Genomic DNA, 22,800 nt, shown 5'->3' on the forward strand with positions numbered 1-22,800 from the left:
CGGCCTGCTGGCCCGCCTGAGCGAATCCGGTGCCGGTGTGCTGGTCTCGCCTCCGGGCACCGGAAAGACCACGCTGGTGCCGCTGGCCCTCGCCGATCAGGTCGCCGGACGGGTGGTGGTCGCCGAACCCCGTCGGGTCGCGGCGCGGGCTGCCGCCCGGCGCATGGCCTGGCTGCTCGGTGAGGACGTGGGCGGGCTGGTCGGGTACTCGGTGCGCGGTGATCGGCGGGTCTCCTCACGGACGCGGGTGGAGGTGGTCACGACCGGCCTGCTGGTGCGCCGGCTGTTGGAGGACGCCGAACTGCCGGGTACTGCGGCACTGCTTTTGGACGAGTGTCACGAGCGGCATCTGGACACGGACCTGGCGCTCGGGTTCAGTGCCGAGACGCGGGCTGCGCTCCGTCCGGACCTGCTCGTACTGGCGGCCTCGGCCACAGCGGACAGCGACCGGCTGGCCCGGCTCCTGGGTTCCGGCCCAGGGGAAGCGGTGCCGGTGATCGGGGCGGATGCGCCGTTGTTCCCGGTCGAGCCTTTCTGGTGCCCGCCGACCGGGCCGGTCGATCCCCCTCACGGGCTGCGCGTAGACCCCCGCATGCTGGATCACGTGGCCTCGGTGGTGCGGCGGGCGCTCGGCGAAGCGGACGGGGACGTACTGGTTTTCCTGCCCGGCGCGGGTGAGATCGAAGGGGTTGCGCGGCGGCTGAGCGGGGTAGAGGTGCAGCGTCTGCACGGTCGGCTCAGTGGGCGGGAACAGGATGCTGCGCTCACGCCGGGGCGTACGCGGCGAGTGGTGCTGGCGACGTCCGTGGCCGAGAGCAGCCTGACCGTCCCGGGGGTACGCATTGTGGTGGACGCGGGGCTCGCCCGCGTGCCGCGTACGGATTTGGCCCGGGGGTTAAGCGGATTGGCCACGGTACGGGTTTCGCGCTCCTCTGCCCATCAGCGGGCTGGGCGAGCGGGGCGTGAGGCTCCGGGGCGGGTCTATCGGTGTTGGTCTGCGGCCGAGCATGAACGGTTGGCTGCGCATCCGGAGCCCGAGGTTGCGGTGGCGGACCTGACCGGGTTCGCGCTGTCGCTCGCGGTCTGGGGTACGCCGGATCCGGCGGAGTTGCCGCTGCCATCGCAGCCTCCGGTCGCTGCAATGACTGTTGCCCGGCAGACGTTACGGGCGTTGGGGGCCGTTGATACCGATGGACGCGTGACGCGGCGGGGCGGTCGGCTCACCTCTGCGGGGGTGCATCCGCGGTTGGCCCGGGCTTTGCTGGACGGGGCTGAGTTGGTCGGGGCGCAGCGGGCGGCGGAGATCGTGGCGATCCTGGCGGACGATTCGCTGGGCGGTGGGACGGACGACCTGGCTGCGGCCTGGCGACGACTGCGGGGTGGTGGACGTGGCTCGGGTGGCTCGGGTGGCTCGGGTGGCTCGGGTGGCTCGGGTGGCTCGGGTGGCTCGGGTGGCTCGGGTGGCTCGGGTGGCTCGGGTGGCTCGGGTGGCTCGGGGCATGATCCGCTGGCGGCTCGGTGGCGGGACGAGGTGCGGCGGTTGCGGGCGGCCGTTCCGGGTGAGAAGTCAGCCGGCGGATCGGGTTCGGTGCCCGGCGACGGCTCGGGGTCCGGCGGCGGCTCGGGGTCCGGCGGCGCTGCGGGTTCTGGCGATGCTGGGCGTTCTAGCGGCACTGAGCGTTCTGGCGGCGCTGTGCGCTCTGGTGGTGCCGGGCGCTTTGGCGGTTCTGCAGGTTCTGGCGGTGCTGCGGGCTCTGGCAGTGCTGTGCGTTCGGGCGGGCGGATCTCGGACGACTTGGCGGCGGGACTGGTCACAGGGTTGGCTTTTCCGGAGCGGATTGCGCGGTTGCGGCGTTCCGGCGGGTACCTGATGTCGGGTGGGACAGGGGCCGAGCTTTCGCCGGGTTCGGGGCTCAACGGGGTTGGGTGGCTCGCGGTGGCGGTGGCTCAGCGGCAGGCCGGGGCCCAGGCCGCGCGGGTCCGGCTGGCGGCGGCGATCGACGAGGCCACGGCGTTGGAGGTGGGCGAGGATCAGTTGCGCACCGTGGACGAGGTGGTGTGGGAGCAGGGTGATGTGGCGGCGCGGCAGCGGGATCGGCTGGGCGCGATCGTGCTGACCGAGCGGCCGCTGAAGAATCCGCCGCAGCACCTGGTGCACGAAGCGCTGCAGGAAGGCCTGCGTAAGGAAGGCCTGGACCTGCTGCGCTGGACCCCGGCGGCCCGGCAGCTGCGGGCTCGGCTGGCGCTGCTCCACCGGGCCTTCGCCTCCCCGGACAGCACCTCGCCCTGGCCGGACGTTTCGGACGCGGCACTGCTGGCCCGCGCCGAGGAGTGGCTCAGCACGGCCCGCAGGCGGGGCGACCTTCAGCGGATCGATCTGGTCCAGGTGCTGCGCGGTCTGCTCGACTACCGAGCCGTAGCGCAACTGGACGAGCTGGCGCCGGAGCGGATCGACGTCCCTAGTGGTTCGAAGGTGGCCCTCACCTACTCGAGCGACCCCGAGGACCCGGCCGACCCCGTCCTCAATGTGAAGCTCCAAGAGGTGTTCGGCTGGACGGCGCTGCCGCGCATCGCGGGCGGGAGGGCACCCGTGGTGGCTCACCTGCTCTCCCCCGCCGGACGTCCGCTGGCTGTCACCGCCGATCTGGAGTCGTTCTGGCAGAACGCCTATCCGGGAGTGCGGTCCGAGATGCGCGGGCGCTACCCGAAACACCCGTGGCCGGACGATCCGACCACGGCGGTGGCCACCAGGCGCACCAAGAACGCGACCCGGAAATAATGCATTCGACTGACCCAGGGGCGAAGAGTAGGGTGCCCCCTTGTGTCTGCTTCGATTGATGACGTCCTCGGTTCGGAGCAGGCGTACCTCGCCCGGGCTCGCGCCGACCTGGAAACCATGCGCCAGCAGGTGCTTTCGCTGGACGTCCAGGGCGGCAACGCGGTCTCCGCGGAGTACCTGAGCGCCGCTCTCTACCACCGTGCCCAGGCCCTGATCGACGATCCCGGCACCACGCTGTTCTTCGGCCGCACCGATCACGACGACGGCAACCGCTGGTACGTCGGCCGGCGGCACGTCGCCGACCCGAACGGCGATCCGGTGGTGATCGACTGGCGGGCCTCCGTGGCCACCGCCTTCTACCAGGCCGGCCGCAACGACCGGATGGGCGTGCACAGACGCCGGCGGTTCGGCATCGAGCAGGGCTCGATCACCGCCTACGAGGACGAGATCCTCACCGAACCGGGCTCGGACGAGGCCCGCAGCCAGATCCTGGCGCACGAGATCGAACGGCCCCGGGCCGGGCCGATGCGCGACATCGTGGCCACCATCCAGCCCGAGCAGGACGTCATCGTGCGGGCCTCGCTCGACACCTCGGTCTGCATCCAGGGAGCCCCGGGCACCGGTAAGACGGCTGTCGGCCTGCACCGTGCGGCCTGGCTGCTGTACGCGTTCCGCGAGCGCCTGGCCCGCGCCGGGGTGCTGGTGATCGGGCCCAACGAGTCGTTCCTGGAGCACGTCAACGCGGTGCTGCCGAGCCTGGGTGAGGCTCAGGTGCGGCACGCCACGGTCGAGCAGTTGGTGATCACCTCACCGGGCGGAGCCGAAACCCTGCTCACGATCAAGGGTTCCGACGCTCCGGAGGTGGCCGGGCTGAAGGGCGACGCCCGGATGGCCGAGGTGCTGCGGCGGGCGTTGTGGTCCGCGGTGGTCAAACCGTCTGAGGCGATGATGCTTCCGCGGGGTTCGCGGCGCTGGCGGGTGCCCGGTTATCAGCTCGCCGAGATCGTGGACGAGCTGCGCAACCGGGGTGTGCGCTACGCGGCGGCCCGGGAGATGCTGCCGCAGCGGATCGCTCACGCGGTGCTGGTGCTGATGGAGGATGCGGGCGACTCGCCGGACGACCGGGTGCAGGACTCGGTGGCCCGCAGCCGCGAGGTGAAGAAGTACGTGGACTCGGTCTGGCCGGCCGTGGATCCGAAGAAGCTGCTGCACTCGCTGTTCTCGGACGCCGAGGTGCTGGCCCGGCACGCCGAGGGCCTGCTCAGCGACGACGAGCAGAAGCTGCTGCTGTGGGCCAGGCCCTCCCGGACGGCCGGTTCGGCGAAGTGGAGCACGGCCGACGCGGTGCTGCTGGACGAGCTGACCGATCTTTCCCGGCGTTCGGCCAGCATGGGGCACGTGGTGCTGGACGAGGCCCAGGACCTCTCGCCGATGCAGTTGCGGGCGGTCGGCCGGCGCTGCTCGACCGGTTCGATGACGGTGCTGGGTGACATCGCGCAGGGCACCACGCCGTGGGCCACGCCCTCGTGGGAGGTCACGCTGGAGCATCTGGGCCAGGTCGGCGCCGTGATCGACGAGCTCGACCGGGGATTCCGGGTGCCCGACGCCGTGATCCGTTACGCGGCCAAGCTGCTGCCCTCGATCGCCCCGGGACTGAACGCACCGACGTCCGTTCGTGATTCGCCCGGCAGCCTGCGCATCGTGACCAGCGCGTCACCGCAGGAGTGCTGGGCCGACGTCTTCGCCGCCGTGCGGCGGGATCTGGCCGAACTCGGCTCGATCGGGCTGATCGTGCCGGACTCGCTGGTGCCGACCGCCGCCCGGCAACTGCAGGAGGCGGGAATCGCCCACTCGGTGCTCGGGGCGCACGGGGCCGACTCGCTGGAGAGCGACGTCGACCCGCTCAGCCTGCGGGTGAGCGTGGTGCCGGCGACCACGGCCAAGGGTCTGGAGTACGACTGGGTGATCGTGCTGGAGCCCACCCAGATCGCGGCCGAGGAGCCGGACGAGCGCACCGGCCTGCGGCGGCTGTACGTGGTCCTGACCCGGGCGGTGACCGGGCTGACCGTGGTGCACCACCAGCCGCTGCCCGAAGTGCTGAACTAGGAAGCTTTCTCAGCCGGTTCCGCGAGTTGCCGAGCGGCCCGGGCCCGGATGCCCTCGATCAGGATGTCCAGGCCCAGACCGCGGTACCGGCCCTCGTCCGCGGGCTTGTCCACCAGTGACTCGGCGCAGTCGATGATGTTCGGGTAGCGCTCCGGCGCCAGCGACTGCAGCACCACCTTCTTCTCCCGGATCCGCCGGGCCACCTCTTCCTCGCTGTCGCGCAGGGCCCGCTCCCCCGGCTCCATCGTCACCAGCACCACCAGGTTGTGCAGCGCCTGCACCCCGATCTCGGCTCGTTCGGTGCGCCCGAAGCCGCCCTCCTGCAGGGCCGCGAACGCGAACTCGGCGATGTCCAGCCCGGCGGTGCTGCCCAGGAATCGCCGGTGCACCAGGTCCGCGACCTCGCGGTGCTCGTTCAGCGCGTTCAGCAGCGCGGCGAAGCAGTCAAGCAGTCGGACGTGCCACTCCGGTTGTGAACCGGCCGGGTACGAGGGGATCTCGACGCCTTCGAGAACCCGCTCGACCACCCCGTCCAGAAGCAGGTCCTTGTCCTTGAAGTGCCAGTAGAGGGCCATCGGGGTGACCCCGTGGTCGGTGGCCAGCCGCCGGATGGTGAGCGCGTCCAGGCCCTCGGCATCGGCCAGGGCCAGCGCCGAGGCGACGATCACGTCCCTGCTCAGCCGCTCTTTTGCTGCCGTCCCACCACGTTTCCCAGCCACGCCGTCGACTGTACCCCGTACAGGCGGAGACTTGCGAGACCTTCCCTGTACGGGGTACATGTATGCCGTACATGTACCCCGTACAGGATTGGTGGACGCCATGAGGCGTAGTCCCTGGTCGACCCTGACCGTGCTGGCGCTGGCCCAGTTCATGGTCGTTCTCGACGTCACGATCGTGAATGTCGCGCTGCCCGACCTGCAGGCCGATCTCGGCTTCAGCGTCGAGAACCTGCAGTGGGTGGTCAGCGCCTACGTGCTGGCCTTCGGCGGTTTCCTGCTGCTCGGCGGGCGCGCGGCCGACCTGCTCGGGCGGCGCCGGCTGTTCATGGCCGGCCTGGCTCTGTTCGGCGTGGCCTCGCTGGCCGGTGGCCTGGCCGACTCGCAGGGTGCCCTGATCGCCTTCCGCGCGCTGCAGGGCCTGGGTGGGGCGATGCTCTCCCCCGCCGCGCTCTCCATCCTGACCGTGACCTTCGCCCCGGGCCGCGACCGCAACATCGCGCTGGGCATCTGGGGTGGCCTGGCCGGGCTGGGCGGCACGCTCGGGGTGGTGGCCGGAGGGTTCCTGGTCGACGGCGCGAGCTGGCGCTGGGTGTTCTTCGTCAACGTGCCGATCACCATGCTGGTGGTGGCCCTGACCCCGATGATCGTGCGCGAGAGCAAGGTCGAGAGCGACGGTTCGCCGCGGACCTTCGATGCGCTCGGCGCGGTGCTGGCCACGACCGGGGTGCTGGCGCTGATCTACGGCGTGATCCGGGCCGAGACGCTCGGATGGAGCGACGCCGAGGTGCTCGGTTCGCTGGGCGCGGCGGTGGTGCTGCTGGCCGGGTTCGTCTTCGCCGAGGCTCGTTCGGCCGACCCGCTGGTGCCGCTGCGGATGTTCCGTTCCCGTTCGCTGAGCGCCTCCACGGTCGCGCTCGGCCTGAACGGCGCCGCCTTCACCTCGATGTTCTTCCTGGCCGCGATCTTCCTGCAGCAGGTGCGCGGCGAGTCGGCGATCCAGACCGGTGTGCAGTTCCTGCCGATGGGCGTGGCCGCGATCGCCGGGGCGATGTCGGCCTCCAGCGTGGTCACCCGGATCGGGACGCGGCCGGTGCACCTGGCCGGTGCGGTGATGAGCGTGGGCGGTCTGCTGCTGCTCACCATGGCCGGAGCTTCGGGCTCCTACGCCGCCGAACTGCTGCCGGGCTTCCTGCTCTTCGGTTTCGGGATCATGTGGGTGGGCGTCCCGGGCCAGATCTCGGCGGTCTCCGAGGTCTCGCACGCCGATGCCGGAACCGCCTCCGGGCTGGTGTCGGCCGGGTACCAGGTGGGTGGTGTGCTCGGGCTGGCGGTGGTCAACACCCTGTCCACCTCGCTGGCCGAGAGCCGGCTGGCCGAGGGTGCGAGTGCGCAGGAGGCACTGGTCGACGCGTTCCACCGGGGTCTGCTGATCGCGGCTGTGCTGGCCGCGGTGAACATCGGGATGGCGCTGATCGCGCGGCAGCGGGTGCCCGATGCGCAGGAGCTGAACGAGACCGTGGCGGTCTGACTCACCTTCTGGGCTTCGTCGGGAGCGGATAGCATGAGCCGGATTCCGTGCTCCGCCACAGGCCCGCGCCCGACGAAGCCAGACCGATGCAGGGAGAGCCGATGCCACGCCGGTCCCGAACGTCCATGCCCGCCGCCACCCGGTCCCGCACCCGACAGGGGCTGGCTGTTCTGGGAGTGCTGGCGGTCGGCGGTTCCCTGGCGGCGGCCGGGCCGGCTGCAGCTGCCGGTACCGCGGCCCCCAAGGAGGCGCAGGCGATCGGTTACGGCGGCGCGGTGTCCACGGTCGATCCGGATGCCACCGCGGTCGGCCTCGAGGTGCTGCGCAAGGGCGGGAACGCGGCCGATGCGGCGATCGCCTCCGCGGCGGCCCTGGGCGTCACCGAGCCCTACTCCGCGGGGATCGGCGGCGGCGGATTCCTGGTGTACTACAACGCCAAGACCAAGAAGGTCACCACCCTGGACGGGCGCGAGACCGCCCCGAAGGCCTTCGCCCCCAACACCTTGCAGAACGCGGACGGCTCCGCCCTCGACTTCAACAGCGTGGTCAACTCCGGGCTGTCGGTCGGTGTCCCGGGCACCCCTGCGCTCTGGGACAAGGCCGCGAAGAAACTCGGCACCTGGAACCTCGACAAACTGCTCGCCCCGGCCCAGAAGCTGGCCGCGCAGGGCTTCGTGGTGGACGAGACGTTCCACTCCCAGACCGCCACGAACGCCCAGCGCTTCGCCAGGTTCCCGGCGACTGCGGCGATCTACCTGCCCGGCGGCAAGGCTCCCGAGGTCGGCACCACGTTCACCAACCCCGACCTGGCCAAGTCCTACGGGATCCTGCGCAGCCAGGGTGTGAAGGCGCTCTACCAGGGCGAAATCGGCAAGGCCCTGGTGCAGACGGCGCGTGAGCCGCAGACCACCGACGGCTCCCAGGTGTTCAAGGGCCTGATCACCCTGAACGACCTGAAGTCGTACCAGGCGCTCACCCGCAAGCCCACGGTCAGCAAGTACAAGAACCTTTCCGTCTACGGCATGCCCACCCCCTCCTCCGGCGGCATCGCGGTCGGCGAGGCGCTGAACCTGCTCGAGGCCTACCCGGGCAAGCCGCTGAACAAGGTCTCGCAGACGCAGTACCTGCACCGCCTGGCCGAGGCCAGTGCCACCGCCTTCGCCGACCGCAACCGCTGGGTCGGGGACTTCGGCGGCACTCCCACCCAGCAGCTCCTCTCGCAAGGCTTCGCCGACGAGCGGGCCTGCCAGCTGTTCGACGCGGAAAAGGCTGCGGCCCGGCCGATCCCGTTCGGTCGCCCGGACGGGCGTTACGGCGACTGCACCCTGCCGTTCGTGGCCCAGCAGGCTCCCCGCGACGACCACGGCACCACGCATCTCACGGTCGCCGACAAGTGGGGCAACGTGGCCGCGTACACGCTGACCATCGAGCAGACCGGCGGCTCGGGCATCACCGTGCCGGGCTACGGCATCCTGCTCAACAACGAGCTGACCGACTTCAACTTCGTGCCGCTGACCGCCGGGGTGCCCGACCCGAACCTGCCGGGCCCGGCCAAGCGCCCCCGTTCGTCGATGGCGCCGACCATCATCACCAAGGGCGCCAAGCCCTACCTGGCGCTGGGCTCCCCCGGCGGCGCCACGATCATCACCACGGTGCTGCAGGTCGCCACCGGAAACCTGGACCGCAAGCTGTCGCTGGTGGATGCCATTGCGGCACCGCGCCTGTCGTCCCGCAACGGGGCCACGAGCGATGCCGAGCCGGGTATCACGGGTGGAGAGCTGGGCCAGTCGTTGACCGCGCTCGGGCACTCGCTGAAGGAGACGCCGGAAATCGGTGCGGCGACGGGCATTCAGTTCCTGTCGGGCAAGCGCCTCGTCGCGGCGGCGGAGCCGACGCGGCGTGGGGGTGGCGCGGCCGCCGTGGTCAGCAAGAAGCCGCTGAAGTAGCGGCCGGCCGGCTCACGAAATGCCACTGCTCGTAGCAGACCGTGGATAAAGACGCGCAAACCCGCCCCTGAGAGCCACCGAACCGCGAATACTTGCCTGCGTGGTAGCCACGGACGGGGCCAGTGATGCGCAGGACGACGCTGCTGTCCCAGCGCTGGCCCGGTTACTGTCGCCGCGCTCGGTGGTGGTGGTCGGCGCCACCGACCGTCCCGGCTCCTACGCCGCGCAAACCCTGCTCAACCTGCAGAGAGCCGAATTCGGCGGCGGGCTGGCCGGAGTGCACCCGCGGCACGGCAAGATCCTTGGGGTGCCGTGCCGTTCGGACCTGGCCGGTGCTCTGGAAGTTCTCGGCGGTCCGGCCGACGCGGTGGTCGTGGCCACCACCGCGGCCACCGTTCCCGACTACCTGGCCGAGGCCGGGCGACTGGGCTGCGGCGGCGCGGTGGTGTTCGCCGGGGGATTCCGGGAGACCGGCGATCTGGGGGCCGAACAGCGTCTGATCGCAGCAGCGGGCCGACACGGCCTGCCGGTGATCGGGCCGAACACGAGCGGTCTGGTCAGCACGCGCAGCCGGGCTCCGCTGTGGGGTGAGCCGGTGACCCTGCCGGGCCTCGGCCGAGGAGACGACGGGCTGGCGCTGATCACCGAGAGCGGCAGCACCGGCATGCTGATGCTCGCTCACCGGCAGGGGCAGGGCCTGCACACCGTGGTCTCGCTGGGCAATGCGTCAATGGTCGACACTCCTGCCGCGCTCAGCAATCTAGCTGCGACAGAAGGTGTTCGAGCAGTAGCGCTGTACCTGGAGCGAATCCCGGACGGGCCTGGGCTGGCAACCGCACTGGCCCGCTGCGCCCAGGCCGACATCCGGCTGGCCGTGCTGCGGACGGGCCGCCGTCGCACGCCCGCGCCGGTACTCGATGCTCTGCTGGACGAGGCCGGGGCAGTGCGCTGCCGCGACGTGCACCAGCTGCTGGAGACCGCTCGGGCTCTGGCTCAGGGCCGGCGCAGCAGCAAGGCGGTCGCCGTGGTCACCTCCTCCGACTCAGACGCCGCGCTCGCCGCCGACCTGGCCGAAGACCACGGCGTGGAGCTCGCCGAGCTGTCCAAGAGCACCTGCAAGGACCTGGCCGCCCGTTTGCCCCGGACCGCAACCCCGGCCAATCCGCTGAACCACACCACGCAGCTGTGGGCCGACTCCACCACCCTCGCCGAGATCACCGCCACCGTCGCCGCCGATCCGGGGGTAGGCACCGTTCTCTACGTGCAGGATGAACCACCCGGCCTGCACCCCGAAGACTCGGCCGAGTGGCTCGCCACCCGTGATGGAGCGCTGCGCGGGGGTACGCGCGAAGACGTGGACGTATTACTCGTGGCCGGTATGCCGGGGCAGGAACCGGCCGGAGCGGTGTCGGGCTTGTCAGCGGCCATGGCTGCGATGGCCCAATTACGTTCGCCGGCGCCGGATCCTGAACGTTTGGCCAGGATCGCCACGGTGGCCGAGCGCGAGCCCAAACCTCAGCCCTCCGCCCACCTGATCGCCGAGCACGCCGCCAAAGCGTTGTTGGATCAGGCTGGGATCGATGTGTTGCGGCACGCGGTTGTGCCGGTGCCGGACAAAGAACGTGGGGACGAGGCGGTGGCCGCCGCGGTTGCGCTGGCAGCCGCTCAAATCGGCTTTCCGGTCACTCTGCGCCTCTCAGTGCCCGGCACCGGCTCCTCCCCCGACGCTCCTGCCCTGAACAGCGCTGACAAGGTCAGCCGCAAAGTCACCGAACTCCTGGCGGGGGCGGCCGATCTGGATGTCATAACCCGATGCAACGCGGCCTTCCTGATCGAGGCGCTGGCCCGGCCGGGTGTTCCGCTGACCATGACCGCCCACCGCGACGGACCGGTACCCGCCCTGACCATCGGACTGGGCGGAGCGTGGGGGCAGGTCCTCGGCGAGACCCGAACCGTGCCCCTGCCCGTCGACGCCGAGCGGATTGCCGTGGCCACCGCCTCGCTGCCGGGCACGGCCACGGTTGATCTGCCGGCCACCAGCCGGGCTGCGGGACGTCTGGCCGACCTCTTCGTGAACGGCGGCTTCGCCGAGTTCCGGGTCACGCTGACCGACGGCACCGCAGTGCGGGCACAGGCCCGGCGCCTCAGCAGCATTTGAGTTGAACGTTCAACTGCGTCATGATGGAGCCATGACCGACTACGGCCACGAGCTGCTCTTCGGGTCCTTCCTCACCCCCTCCGCGCAGGACGCCGAACAGGTCGTCGCGCTGGCCCAGTTCGCCGAGGGCGAGGGCCTGGACCTGGTCACCTTCCAGGACCACCCGTACCAGCCGGCCTTCCTCGACACGCTCACCCTGATGTCGTACGTGGCCGCCGCGACCAGCCGGATCCGGATCGCCGGCAACGTGCTCAATCTGCCGCTGCGCCAGCCCGTCGTGCTCGCCCGCAGCGCCGCCTCGCTCGATCTGCTCAGCGGTGGCCGTTACGAACTGGGCCTGGGCGCGGGCGCTTTCTGGGACGCGATCGAGGCCGCGGGCGGTCGTCGGCTCAGCCCCAAGCAGGCGGTCGAGGCACTGGACGAGGCCATTCAGGTGATTCGCGGCGTCTGGTCCAGCGAGCGCGGCGGGGTTCGCGTGCCGGGTGAGTACTACCAGGTCAACGGGGCCAAGCGGGGTCCGGCGGCGGCGCATCCGATCGGCATCTGGCTGGGGGCGTACAAGCCGCGGATGCTGGCGCTGACCGGTCGTACGGCCGACGGCTGGCTGCCCTCGCTGAGCTATTTGCCCGGTGGGCCGGGCGATCTGGTCGAGATGAACCAGCGGATCGACGACGCGGCGCAGGAAGCCGGGCGCGAACCGGCTGCGGTACGGCGGCTGCTCAACATCGGCGGGCAGTTCAGCGCCGCGAGCGGTGGTCTGCTGCAGGGTCCGCCGAAGCAGTGGGTGGAAGAACTGACCGATCTGGCCCTCACCCACGGCATCAGCGGTTTCGTCCTGGCCGGCGACGACCCGCAGGCGATGCGCCTGTTCGCTGCCGAAGTCGCGCCCGCGGTACGCGAGAACGTCGAGACAGAACGGCGGAACCCGGCAAGCACCGATCAGGGACGGGCGGGGTCGCCGAGTGCCCCGACGTCACCGGATACCCCCAATGATGGACGTCCCAGCGCACCTGGCGCTCAAGCGTCCGTTGCTGGAAAGGCCGGGAACGCTACGAAACTGCGCGCGCAACCGACGCGGGACGACGGCGTCCGTCTCAGTTCCCGCACGATGTGGGACGAAACCACCCGCCCGCAGGCGCCTTCGGCCCCGGCCGGGCACGACTACTCCGAGATGGCCCAGTCGGCCGGGCAGCACCTGATCGACGTGCACGACCATCTGCGCTCCGAACTGGACGAGCTGCGCGGCCTGATCGAGCAGGTCAAGGAGGGGCGGATCTCGGCCGGGCAGGCCCGTTCGGAGATCAACCAGATGACGATGCGGCAGAACGACTGGACGCTGGGCGCCTACTGCGCGCGCTACTGCCGCACCCTGACCACGCACCACACGCTCGAGGACGCGCAGATCTTCCCGCATCTGCGCGCCGCCGACACCGGGCTGGCCCCGGTGATCGACCGGCTGGAGAGCGAACACCGGGCGATCCACGACATTCTCACCGAAGTCGACTCCGCACTGGTCGGATACGTCCGCAACCCGGACGATTTCACCGGTCTGGACGGCGCGGTCGACCTGCTGACCGACATGCTGCGTTCGCACCTGGCCTACGAGGAGCAGCAGATCGTCGAGCCGCTGGCGCGTTTCGGCTTCTTCCCCGGGCAGCTGTGATTCGATGACGCAATGGCCGGTGCCCGGGAACGGATCGTCGAGGGTACCGCCGGTCTGCTGGCCCGGCGCGGCCTGCAGGCCACCTCGCTGAGCGAGATCCTGGCCGCGTCGAAAGTGGCCCGGGGCTCGATGTACCACTCCTTTCCGGACGGCAAGGAGCAGGTGGTCTCGGAGGCCCTCGGGCTGGCCGGGCAGCGCACCACCGCCTGGCTGGAACGCTGGGACGGCGATCCGGCCGAGCAGGTCACCCAGCGTTTTCTGCACGCCTGGCGGCTGCTGCTGTCCCGGTCGGACTGCACCACCGGGTGTGCGGTGGTCGCGGTGACGGTGGCCTCGGATTCCAAGCGGCTGCTGGACGACGCGGCCGATGTGTTCCGGGGCTGGCGGGACCGTTTGACCCAACTGCTCGAGCGGGGTGGGCTGCCGGCGCCCCGGGCGGCCGGTTTCGCCACCCTGCTGCTGGCCGCCACCGAGGGCGCGGTGGTGATGGCCCGGGCGGAACGCAATCTGGAGCCCTTCGAGCTGACCGCCGAACAGTTGCTCGACCAGGTGCGGGCCCTACTGCGCGAGCTACCCCGCCCCTGAGCCGCCGGCCGGCAGCGTTCGGTGCGTACCCCGTCCTTTGCTTTGTAACCCCGCCCCAAAACAACTGTGGCCCAGGTAAGCACCTGGGCCACAGTTCACTTCTCTACCGTTAGCGCGCCAGCCCCGAGACCTGCGAGAACTCGCCGCTCAGGCCGACCGCCGCTTCTTCCCGCTCCTCCTGGACCGAAACCGGCTTACTGCTGCGGCCACCGAACAGGCCGATCAGCGCGACTACCCCGAACGCGGCCCCGCCCAGGGCGAAGATCAGGACATAAGCGCCTTCGGTGGGCAGCCCGTGCACGTCGCTGACCATGGCGGTGAGCAGGCTGACGGTCAGCGCACTGGCCACCGCGCTGCCGACCGAGCGCATGATCGAGTTCACGCTGTTGGCCACGCCGGTCTCGGCCGGCGGGACCGCCTGCACCAGCAGCGCGGGCAGGGTGGCGAAGCCGAACGTGACGGCGACCTGGACCAGGATCCCGAACACGATCATCTGCCAGGTCTGGGTGTGCCACAGCGCCATGCCGGCGAAACCGACCAGGCCGAAGGCCGAGCCGATCGCCAGTGCCCGGTTGCCGCCGACCCGGTGCACCAGACCGCCGATCAGCGGCGCCACCAGCACGCCGACCACACCGCCGGGCAGCAGGTACACGGCGCTGGCGGTGAGCACGTCCGCGCCGAAGCCGTAACCGGTGATCCGGTCGGGGGTCTGGACGAAGTCGGTGATGCCGAGGAACGAGGAGAACATGCCGAAGCCGATCAGCAGGCCGGCCGCGTTGGCCTTGACCACGCCCCGGTCGGCCAGCAGCTTCGGCGAGGCCAGCGGCTGCGCCAGCTTGCCCTCCACGACCAGCCAGGCGCCCAGCACGATCACCGAGGCGACGAACATGCCGATGGTCAGCGGCGAACCCCAGCCCCAGCTCTCGCCCTGCGAGATCGGCAGGAGCAGCAGGACCAGGCCGGCCCCGAGGATGCCCGCGCCCAGCCAGTCGACGCTGGTGGCGCTGTTCGGGGCCTGCTTGCGCGGCAGCGTGAACCAGCCGATCACCAGGGCGATCGCGGTGATCGCGAGGCCGAACCAGAACGGCCGGCGGTAGCTGGCCTCGCCCTGGGTGAGCAGGCCGGTGACCAGCAGACCGACCACCCCGCCGACTCCGAGGGTGGCGCTGACCAGGGCCATCGCCTGGGTCAGGCGCTGCGGCGGGACCTCTTCGCGCAGCACGCCCATGGACAGCGGGAACAGGCCGTAGGAGGCGCCCTGCAGCACGCGGGCGGCGATCAGCAGCGGCAGCGAGTGGGTGAACAGGGCCAGCATCGTGCCGATCAGCACGGTGACCATGATCCCGAGCATCACCGGCCGGCGGCCGTACACGTCGCCCATCCGGCCGAGCACGGGCGTGGCCACGGCGGCGGCCAGCAGGTTGGCGGTCAGGACCCAGCCGGCGGCGGTGAGGTCGGCGTCGAGCTGCTGGGCGATCCGGGACAGGACCGGCACGACCAGGGTCTGCAGCAGCGACACGTTGATCACCGCCATCGCCAGGCCGACGATCAGCAGGGTGTGGTTCTTGGTGGGGGTGGTGCTCGGGGGGCTCACCGCGGCCATGAAGCTTGTGCTCCGCTTTCTCTTACGGGTGTTTCAAGGAAAGGACGTCGGCATCGGCGCCGGAGGCAGGCTGGCAGTTCGTTGCAGACGGCAACTAACTTGCGGGTGCAGCGTCGCCGGGGCGCGCGGGTATTCCCCGATCCGGCGGCCGAACGGGTGAACCGGCGCGTTCTGATCCGCTTTGCTGCGGATTTGGGCACCCGATCGGGCCTGGGCGGACTCCTGCTGCCCCCGGAGGCCGTCAGGTCCTCGTCCTGTCGGTGCTACCCCATAGAGTCTGCGGTGATCGTTGAAGAGCTCCCGGCAGGATCAGCAAGAGGTGGAAGATCTGTGACAGTCTCCGTCGAACAGCGCATCGCCGACGAGCTGCAGGTGCAGCCGTGGCAGGTGGTTGCCGCTGTCGGGCTGCTCGACGACGGCGCGACCGTGCCGTTCGTGGCCCGGTACCGTAAAGAGGTCACCGGCACCCTGGACGACGCCCAGCTGCGCACCCTGCAGGAGCGCCTGAGCTACCTGCGCGAGCTGGAGAAACGCCGCGAGGCGATCCTGGAGTCGATCGGCTCGCAGGGCAAGCTCACCCCCGAGCTCGAGGCCCAGGTGCGCGAGGCGGAGTCCAAGTCCCGCCTGGAGGACATCTACCTGCCGTACAAGCCCAAGCGCCGCACCAAGGCCCAGATCGCCCGCGAGGCCGGGCTGGAGCCGCTGGCCACCGGGCTGCTGGCCGATCCCACCCAGGACCCGCGGGTGGTCGCCGAGGCTTTTGTGGACGCCGAGAAGGGTGTGGCCGACGTCAGCGCCGCGCTCGAGGGCGCCCGCTCGATCCTGGTCGAGAAGTTCAGCGAGGACGCCGACCTGATCGGCACGTTGCGCGAGCGGATGTGGACCCGGGGTCAGCTGGCCGCCAGCGTGCGCGAGGGCAAGGAGGCGGCGGGCGCCAAGTACTCCGACTACTTCGCCCTCACCGAGGCCTACACCCGGCTGCCCTCGCACCGGGTGCTGGCGATGTTCCGCGGTGAGAAGGAGGAGATCCTCGACCTCACCTTCGAGGCGGACGACGCCCCGCCGCCCGCCCCTGGTGAGCTGGGCGGTTCCGAGCAGTACATCGCGCACCGGTTCGAGGTCAGCAACCAGGGCCGGCCGGGAGACAAGTTCCTGATCGACGCGGTGCGCTGGGCCTGGCGGACCCGGATCTCGGTGAGCCTGGGGCTGGACGTGCGCTCCCAGCTGCGCGCCGGGGCCGAGGAGGAGGCGATCCGGGTGTTCGCCGCCAACCTGCGCGACCTGCTGCTGGCCGCCCCGGCCGGCAACCGCGCCACCATGGGGCTGGACCCGGGGATCCGCACCGGCGTCAAGGTGGCCGTGGTGGACGGCACCGGCAAGGTGGTCGCCACCAGCACGGTGTACCCGCACGAGCCGCGCCGGCAGTGGGCCGAGTCGCTGGACACGCTGGAGAAGCTCTGCCGGGCGCACCACGTCGACCTGATCGCGATCGGTAACGGCACCGCCTCGCGGGAGACCGACAAGCTGGCCGCCGAGCTGATCGCCCGGGTGAAGGACCAGTCGATGACCAAGGTGGTGGTCTCCGAGGCCGGTGCCTCGGTCTACTCGGCCTCCGCCTACGCCTCGGCCGAGCTGCCCGATCTGGACGTCAGCCTGCGCGGCGCGGTCTCGATCGCCCGCCGCCTGCAGGACCCGCTGGCCGAGCTGGTCAAGATCGACCCGAAGTCGATCGGGGTCGGCCAGTACCAGCACGACCTGCCCGAGTCCGCGCTCGCCCGCTCGCTCGACGGCGTGGTCGAGGACTGTGTGAACGCGGTCGGCGTGGACGTGAACACCGCCTCGGCCCCGCTGCTGCGCCAGGTCTCCGGCATCGGCGAGAGCGTGGCCCGCAACATCGTGTCCTACCGCGACGAGAACGGGCCCTTCCGCAACCGGGCCGCGCTGCGCAAGGTGCCCATGCTGGGGGCCAAGGCCTTCGAGCAGTCGGCCGGCTTCCTGCGGATCCAGGGCGGGGAGGACCCGCTGGACGCCTCCGGGGTGCATCCGGAGGCCTATCCCCTGGTGCGCCGCATCCTCACCAAGGCCGAGGTGGAGCTGCCCGCGCTGATCGGCAACACCGCGCTGATCCGCAAGCTGCGCCCCACCGAGTTCGCCGACGACACCTTCGGCCTGCCCACCGTGCAGGACATCCTGTCCGAGCTGGACAAGCCCGGCCGCGACCCGCGACCCGCCTTCAAGGCCGCGGTCTTCGCCGAGGGGGTGAACACCATGGCCGACCTGAAGCCGGGCATGGTGCTCGAGGGCGTGGTCACCAACCTGCCCGCGTTCGGTGCCTTCGTCGACATCGGCGTGCACCAGGACGGCCTGGTCCACGTCAGCGCCATGTCGCACACCTTCGTCAGGGACCCGCGCGAGGTGGTCAAGCCCGGTGACGTGGTCAAGGTGAAGGTCATGGAGGTGGACATCGACCGCAAGCGCATCTCGCTCAGCCTCCGGCTGGACGACGAGGTCGGGGCGCCCAACGGTGGCCGCGGGGATCGCGGCGATCGGGGTGAGCGCGGTGGCTCGCGGCCGAGCGGTCAGGGCCGGGGTGGTCAGGGTGGTCAGGGCCGGGGCGGTCAGGGTGGTCAGAGCCGTGGCGGTCAGGCTCGTGGTGGCCCGAGCGGCGGTCAGGGTGGCCAGGGTCGTGGTGGTCAGAGTGGTCAGAACCGGGGCGGCCAGGGCGGCGGTCAAGGTGGTCAGAACCGGGGTAACCGCGGTGGTCAGGGTCAGGGTGGTCGCGGTGGGGCCTCTGTGCCCGACACTGCGCTGGCTGATGCCCTGCGCCGGGCCGGTCTGCTGAACGAGTAGGCCCGGCCGGCTTTCGGCAGCGGGCTCAGTGCCTTCACCGAGGTGCTGGGCCCGCTGCCGTTTGCGAGTTCTCTGTCCTTGGGCGGGTCAGGGCTGAGAGCATTTCGGCATGCTTGACGCATCGGGGATCGCCGCAGTCGAAAGCATCGTCCGTCGCACGGCCGACGAGGTGGTCGTGCCGTTGTTCGGGGCTCTGGCCGCGGGTGACATCGAGGAGAAGGCGCCGGGCGATCTGGTCACCATCGCCGACCGCCGATCTGAGGAATTCCTCTCCAGGGAGCTGACCCGGCTCGTCCCCGGTTCACGAGTCGTCGGCGAGGAGGCCACTTTTGCCAGCCCCGACGTCCTTGATCTGCTCGAAGGACCGGATCCGGTGTGGGTGATCGACCCGGTCGACGGCACCGAGGCTTTCGCTTCCGGTTCGCCGCGGTTCTCGATCCTGGTGGCGCTGGTGCAAGGGGGCGAACTGCTGGCCTCCTGGACGTACGCTCCCCTGCTGCAGTTCATGGCGACGGCCACCGCTGACGGCCCCGCGCTGGTGAATGGCGAGCAGGTCAGGGTGGCAAAGGCTCCGGGTGGGCTGCGGCACCTGGATGTGCTGCTCCCGAGGCCGAACTGGTGGGTCGAAGAGCATCGCGCGAAGTTCAACCGGCTTTTCGCGCAAGGGGTCTCGTCGTCGTTCTTCGATTACTCGGGCATCAACTACGTGGATCTGGCGGCGGGGCGGCGAACCGCGATGCTGCTTCCATGGGACTTGCCGTGGGACCACGCGGCCGGGGTACTGCTGCACGCTTCCGCAGGAGGTGTGCTGATCGACATGGAGGGCAGTCCGTACAAGGTGGCCCAGGGTAATGCGCTCCCGATGATCGCGGCGCCCGACCGGGAGACCGCGCTGATGATCAGGGATGGCCTGAACGGGTGACGACGACACCGCCCCGGGTACTGGAACGGTGAACGTCGTGGCCGGATAGTCACAGGTACCCGACAAGGAGGAGCTTGTGCTGAAGGCCTGTCTCAATGGGGCACGTACGTTGTCCGAGCATCCGGGACTGCCGGCCACCCCGGAGCAGTTGGCCCGCGAAGCGAGGGCTGCGGTGGAGGCGGGGGCTGACGCTCTGCACCTGCATCCGCGGGGTGGTGACGGCGCCGAGTCCTTGCTAGCCGTAGATGTTGCGGCCGCAGTGAGCGCAGTGCGTCAGGCATGTCCGGGGATCCCCCTGGGCGTGTCCACAGGGCTGTGGATCACCGCGCGCGACGTGGAGGCGCGGGCCGAGTTGGTGCGGGGGTGGGTGGTTCTCCGTCCGGACGAGAAGCCGGACTTCGCGTCCGTGAATCTGTCGGAGCCCAGCGCAGTCGAGCTGGCCGGCATCCTGCACGGCGCCGGGATCGGCGTGGAGGCCGGAGTGTGGACCACGCGGGATGCTGCTCAGCTCGTTGAAGAGCCGGTCCCCGGGATGGTTCGGGTCCTGGTCGAGATCATCGGCGTACGCCCGGAAAACGCTGTGGCGGAAGCGGATGCGATTCTGGGCCGGCTGGGCGACCCGGGGGTTCCGATTCTGCTGCACGGTGAACTGGCCGCCTGCTGGCCGGTGCTGCGGCACGCCGCCACGCTCGGCCTCAGCACCCGGATCGGCCTGGAGGACACCCTCGCCGGACCGGACGGCGAGCCGGTAGCCGGCAACGCCGCCCTCGTCCGTAGTGCGAAAGCCCTTATTCGGTAGGCCGGATCGGGTGCGCCTTCAGGCGGTCGCTCGGGGCGTTCTCCGGGAAGTGGCAGGCGCTCTGGTGACCCGGCGCCATCTGCTCCAGCGGCGGCTCGACCGTCTTGCAGATGTCCTGCGCCTTCCAGCAGCGGGTGTGAAAACGGCAGCCCGCGGGCGGGTTCAGCGGGCTCGGTGCCTCACCACGCAGCCGGATGCGCTCACGCTCGGCCCGGGCGTCCGGGTCGGGCACCGGCACCGCCGACAGCAGCGCGTGCGTGTACGGGTGCATCGGCCGCTCGTACAGCGAGTCGCGGTCGGCGATCTCGACGATCTTGCCGAGGTACATCACCGCCACCCGGTCGGAGATGTGCCGCACCACCGACAGGTCGTGCGCGATCACCACGTAGGTCAGGCCGAACTCGTTCTGCAGGTCCTCCAGCAGGTTGATCACCTGCGCCTGGATCGACACGTCGAGGGCCGAGACCGGCTCGTCGGCGATCACCAGCTTGGGCCGCAGCGCGATCGCCCGGGCCACGCCGATGCGCTGGCGCTGACCGCCGGAGAACTCGTGCGGGTACCGGTTGTAGTGCTCCGGGTTCAGCCCGACCAGCTTGAGCAGGTCCTGCACGGCGGGCTTGATCTTGTCCGCCGGCAGGGTCTTGTGCAGCCGGAACGGCGCCCCGACGATCGAGCCCACGGTGTGCCGGGGGTTCAGCGAGGAGTACGGGTCCTGGAAGATCATCTGCACGTCGCGGCGTAACGGGCGCATGGCCGACTCGGACAGCCCGGCGATGTTCTTGCCGTCGAGGGTGATCGAGCCCTCGGTGGGCTGGTCCAGCCGGGTCAGCAGCCGGCCGGTGGTGGTCTTGCCGCAGCCGGACTCCCCCACCAGGCCCAGGGTCTCGCCCTTGCGCACGCTGAAGTCCAGGCCGTCGACCGCCTTCACCGCGGCGACCTGGCGGCGGATCAGCGCGCCACGGTTCACCGGGAAGTGCCGCTTCAGGCCCTGGACCTCGAGCAGGACCTCGGCCTGCGGCTTTTCGGGAACTGTTGTGCTCACAGCCTCGGTGACACCTCTTCCGAGAAGATCTTGCGCCGAAGCTCGGCGGGCAGGTGGCAGGCGACGCTGTGGCCGGGCTTGCCGGGCGCCTGCCGTAGTTCGGGCACCTCGGTCAGGGCCAGGCCGTCGGTCCGCTCGTCGTAGCGGCAACGGGGGTTGAAGGCGCAGCCGGAGGGCAGGTTGATCAGGCTCGGCGGGCTGCCCGGGACCGGCAGCAGCCGCTCGGCCCGGGCCCGGTCCATCCGCGGCATCGAGCTGAGCAGGCCCCAGGTGTAGGGGTGCTCGGGGGCCTTGAAGATGTCCCGGACCGGTGCGTGCTCGACCGCCTTGCCGCCGTACATCACCAGCACGTCGTCGGCCACCTCGGCGATCACCCCGAGGTCGTGGGTGATCATGATGACCGCGGAGTTGAACTCCTGCTGCAGGCTGCGGATCAGCTCCAGGATGCCGGCCTGCACGGTGACGTCCAGCGCGGTGGTCGGCTCGTCGGCGATCAGCAGCTCCGGGTCGCAGGCCAGGGCCATCGCGATCATCGCGCGCTGGCGCATCCCGCCGGAGAACTGGTGCGGGTAGTCGTCCACCCGCGAGGTGGGCTCGGGGATGCCGACCCGGCCGAGCAGGTCGATCGCGTGCTGGCGGGCGGCCTTCTTGCTGACGTCGTTGTACAGCCGGTACGCCTCGATGATCTGGGCGCCGACCTTGTAGTACGGGTGCAGCGAGCTCAGCGGGTCCTGGAAGATCATCGCCATCTTGCGCCCGCGCAGCCGGCGCACGAAGTCCGCACTGGCGCCCACCAGTTCGTCACCGTCCAGCCAGATCTCGCCGGAGATGCGGGCGTTCGTGGTCCGGTGCAGGCCCATGATGCCCATGCTGGAGACGCTCTTGCCGGAGCCGGACTCGCCGACGATGCCCAGGGTGCGGCCGCGCTCCAGGGAGAACGACAGGCCGTCCACCGACTTCACCAGACCGTCGTCGGTCGGGAAGTGGATCCGCAGGTCACGCACTTCCAGGAAGGGACGCTTCGGGTCGGCTCCGGCGGGTGCCGACTCGTCCAGTACTTCGGTCACTTACAGCCTCACCCTCGGGTCGATCACCGCGTACAGGATGTCGACGACCAGGTTGGCGATCACCACGAAGGTGGCCGCCAGCATGGTCACGCCGAGCACCTTCGGCAGGTCGTTGCTGGAGATCGCCTGCACCGTGTACGTCCCCAGACCGGGCAGCGAGAACGTCGACTCGGTCAGGATCGCGCCGCCGATCAGCAGGCCCAGGTCGAGGCCGAAGATGGTGAGCACCGGGGTCAGGGTGGAGCGCAGGGCGTGCTTGAGCACCACCGTGCGCTCGGCCAGGCCCTTGGCCCGCGCGGTGCGGATGTAGTCCTCGTTCATCGTCTCGAGCATCCCGGCGCGGGTCAGCCGGGCGTACCCGGCCGCGTACAGGAAGGCGAGCGTGACCCAGGGCAGCACCAGGGAGTAGGCCCAGTCGAACGGGTTCTCCGTGATCGGGGTGAAACTGCCGCCCGGAGGGAAGATGTCCAGGGTGTAGCTGAACACCGAAAGAGCCAGCAGGCCGGTGAAGAACACCGGGAGCGAGACGCCGGCCAGGGCCACCGCCATCGCCGCCCGGTCGAAGACCGTGCCCCGGCGCAGCGCCGAGAGCACGCCGACCCCGACGCCGACCAGGACCCAGACCACGGCCGCCCCCGCCGCCAGGGACAGTGTCACCGGCAGCCGGTCGATCAGGTCCGGCAGCACCGGGTCCTGGTCGATGAAGGAGAAGCCCAGGCAGGGGGCCGGGCAGTCGAGCGGCTCGGGGCCACCCAGGTCGTACTCGCGGCCGGCGAAGACACCCTTGACGAAGTCGGCGTACTGGGTCAGCACCGGATCGGTGAACCCGAGTTGCTCGGCCCGCTGGTGCACCTGCTCGGCACTGGCCGACTTGCCCACGTAGCGGGAGGCCAGGTCGTCGGCGCTGGCCCCGGCCAGCCTCGGCACCAGGAAGAAGATCGCGAAGGTGATGAGGCTGACCAGGAAGAGGATGACGACGGCGGCGACCATGCGCCGTGCGATGAACGTGGTCACTGCTCAAGCCTTTCCGGTC

General features: G+C 70.4%; 15 protein-coding genes. 10 read left to right on the top strand and 5 right to left on the bottom strand.

What is annotated here, in order from left to right; all coding sequences use genetic code 11:
* Positions 1-37 precede the first annotated feature (37 nt).
* Both LR394_RS41645 and LR394_RS15085 read left to right on the top strand, forming a co-directional pair.
* Positions 38-2,779, top strand: coding sequence for an ATP-dependent RNA helicase (locus LR394_RS41645; protein WP_331283068.1), 2,742 nt, complete (start codon positions 38-40; stop codon positions 2,777-2,779).
* Positions 2,780-2,821: 42 nt separating this feature from the next.
* Positions 2,822-4,885 carry a HelD family protein gene (locus tag LR394_RS15085; protein WP_231442221.1) on the top strand — a complete coding sequence of 688 codons (2,064 nt, stop codon included), beginning with the start codon at positions 2,822-2,824 and terminating at the stop codon, positions 4,883-4,885.
* On the opposite strand, the gene LR394_RS15090 is transcribed toward LR394_RS15085, so the two are convergent.
* Positions 4,882-5,604, bottom strand: a complete 723-nt coding sequence (locus tag LR394_RS15090; RefSeq protein ID WP_231442223.1) for a TetR/AcrR family transcriptional regulator — start codon at positions 5,602-5,604, stop codon at positions 4,882-4,884. The genes LR394_RS15085 and LR394_RS15090 overlap by 4 nt on opposite strands.
* Before the next feature lie 100 nt (positions 5,605-5,704).
* On the opposite strand from LR394_RS15090, the gene LR394_RS15095 reads away from it, so the two are divergent.
* The 5 genes from LR394_RS15095 to LR394_RS15115 all read left to right on the top strand — a co-directional run bounded on the left by LR394_RS15095 (position 5,705) and on the right by LR394_RS15115 (position 13,484).
* On the top strand, positions 5,705-7,132 hold the full coding sequence (locus LR394_RS15095; RefSeq protein ID WP_231442225.1) for an MFS transporter: 1,428 nt from the start codon (positions 5,705-5,707) through the stop codon (positions 7,130-7,132).
* A 101-nt stretch (positions 7,133-7,233) separates the two neighbouring features.
* Positions 7,234-9,078, top strand: a complete 1,845-nt coding sequence (ggt, locus tag LR394_RS15100) for a gamma-glutamyltransferase (protein WP_231442227.1) — start codon at positions 7,234-7,236, stop codon at positions 9,076-9,078.
* Between the two features lie 100 nt (positions 9,079-9,178).
* Positions 9,179-11,236: a CoA-binding protein gene (locus LR394_RS15105; protein WP_231442229.1), complete on the top strand. Its 2,058-nt coding sequence runs from the start codon at positions 9,179-9,181 to the stop codon at positions 11,234-11,236.
* Positions 11,237-11,267: 31 nt separating this feature from the next.
* Positions 11,268-12,899, top strand: coding sequence for an LLM class flavin-dependent oxidoreductase (locus LR394_RS15110; RefSeq protein WP_231442230.1), 1,632 nt, complete (start codon positions 11,268-11,270; stop codon positions 12,897-12,899).
* A 12-nt stretch (positions 12,900-12,911) separates the two neighbouring features.
* Positions 12,912-13,484 (top strand): TetR/AcrR family transcriptional regulator, encoded by a 573-nt coding sequence (locus LR394_RS15115; protein ID WP_231442232.1) that lies wholly within the window; start codon positions 12,912-12,914, stop codon positions 13,482-13,484.
* A 109-nt stretch (positions 13,485-13,593) separates the two neighbouring features.
* Here LR394_RS15115 and LR394_RS15120 read toward each other — a convergent pair whose 3' ends face one another.
* Positions 13,594-15,087: an MFS transporter gene (locus tag LR394_RS15120; protein WP_231442234.1), complete on the bottom strand. Its 1,494-nt coding sequence runs from the start codon at positions 15,085-15,087 to the stop codon at positions 13,594-13,596.
* A gap of 330 nt (positions 15,088-15,417) precedes the next feature.
* Here LR394_RS15120 and LR394_RS15125 point away from each other — a divergent pair, with 330 nt between their 5' ends.
* The 3 genes from LR394_RS15125 (at position 15,418) to LR394_RS15135 (ending at position 19,658) form a co-directional block, all read left to right on the top strand.
* Positions 15,418-17,937, top strand: a complete 2,520-nt coding sequence (locus LR394_RS15125; RefSeq protein ID WP_231442237.1) for a Tex family protein — start codon at positions 15,418-15,420, stop codon at positions 17,935-17,937.
* Positions 17,938-18,046: 109 nt separating this feature from the next.
* Positions 18,047-18,859: an inositol monophosphatase family protein gene (locus LR394_RS15130; RefSeq protein ID WP_231442239.1), complete on the top strand. Its 813-nt coding sequence runs from the start codon at positions 18,047-18,049 to the stop codon at positions 18,857-18,859.
* Positions 18,860-18,935: 76 nt separating this feature from the next.
* The gene (locus LR394_RS15135) at positions 18,936-19,658 is read left to right on the top strand and encodes a 3-keto-5-aminohexanoate cleavage protein (protein WP_231442248.1); all 723 of its coding nucleotides are present in this window, start codon (positions 18,936-18,938) and stop codon (positions 19,656-19,658) included.
* On the opposite strand, the gene LR394_RS15140 is transcribed toward LR394_RS15135, so the two are convergent.
* Genes LR394_RS15140 through LR394_RS15150 form a run of 3 tightly spaced genes read right to left on the bottom strand, consistent with a single transcriptional unit; the run spans position 19,648 to position 22,781 of the window.
* A complete protein-coding gene (locus tag LR394_RS15140; protein ID WP_331283069.1) occupies positions 19,648-20,700 on the bottom strand; it encodes an ABC transporter ATP-binding protein in 1,053 nt (350 codons plus the stop codon). The two genes, LR394_RS15135 and LR394_RS15140, sit on opposite strands and share 11 nt — an antisense overlap.
* A complete protein-coding gene (locus LR394_RS15145) occupies positions 20,697-21,767 on the bottom strand; it encodes an ABC transporter ATP-binding protein (RefSeq protein ID WP_231442250.1) in 1,071 nt (356 codons plus the stop codon). Before LR394_RS15145 ends, LR394_RS15140 begins: the two co-directional genes overlap by 4 nt.
* Positions 21,768-22,781 carry an ABC transporter permease gene (locus LR394_RS15150; protein ID WP_231442252.1) on the bottom strand — a complete coding sequence of 338 codons (1,014 nt, stop codon included), beginning with the start codon at positions 22,779-22,781 and terminating at the stop codon, positions 21,768-21,770.
* Positions 22,782-22,800: the final 19 nt, after the last annotated feature.

The organism is Kineosporia babensis (assembly GCF_021129305.1).
Lineage (GTDB): Bacteria > Actinomycetota > Actinomycetes > Actinomycetales > Kineosporiaceae > Kineosporia > Kineosporia babensis.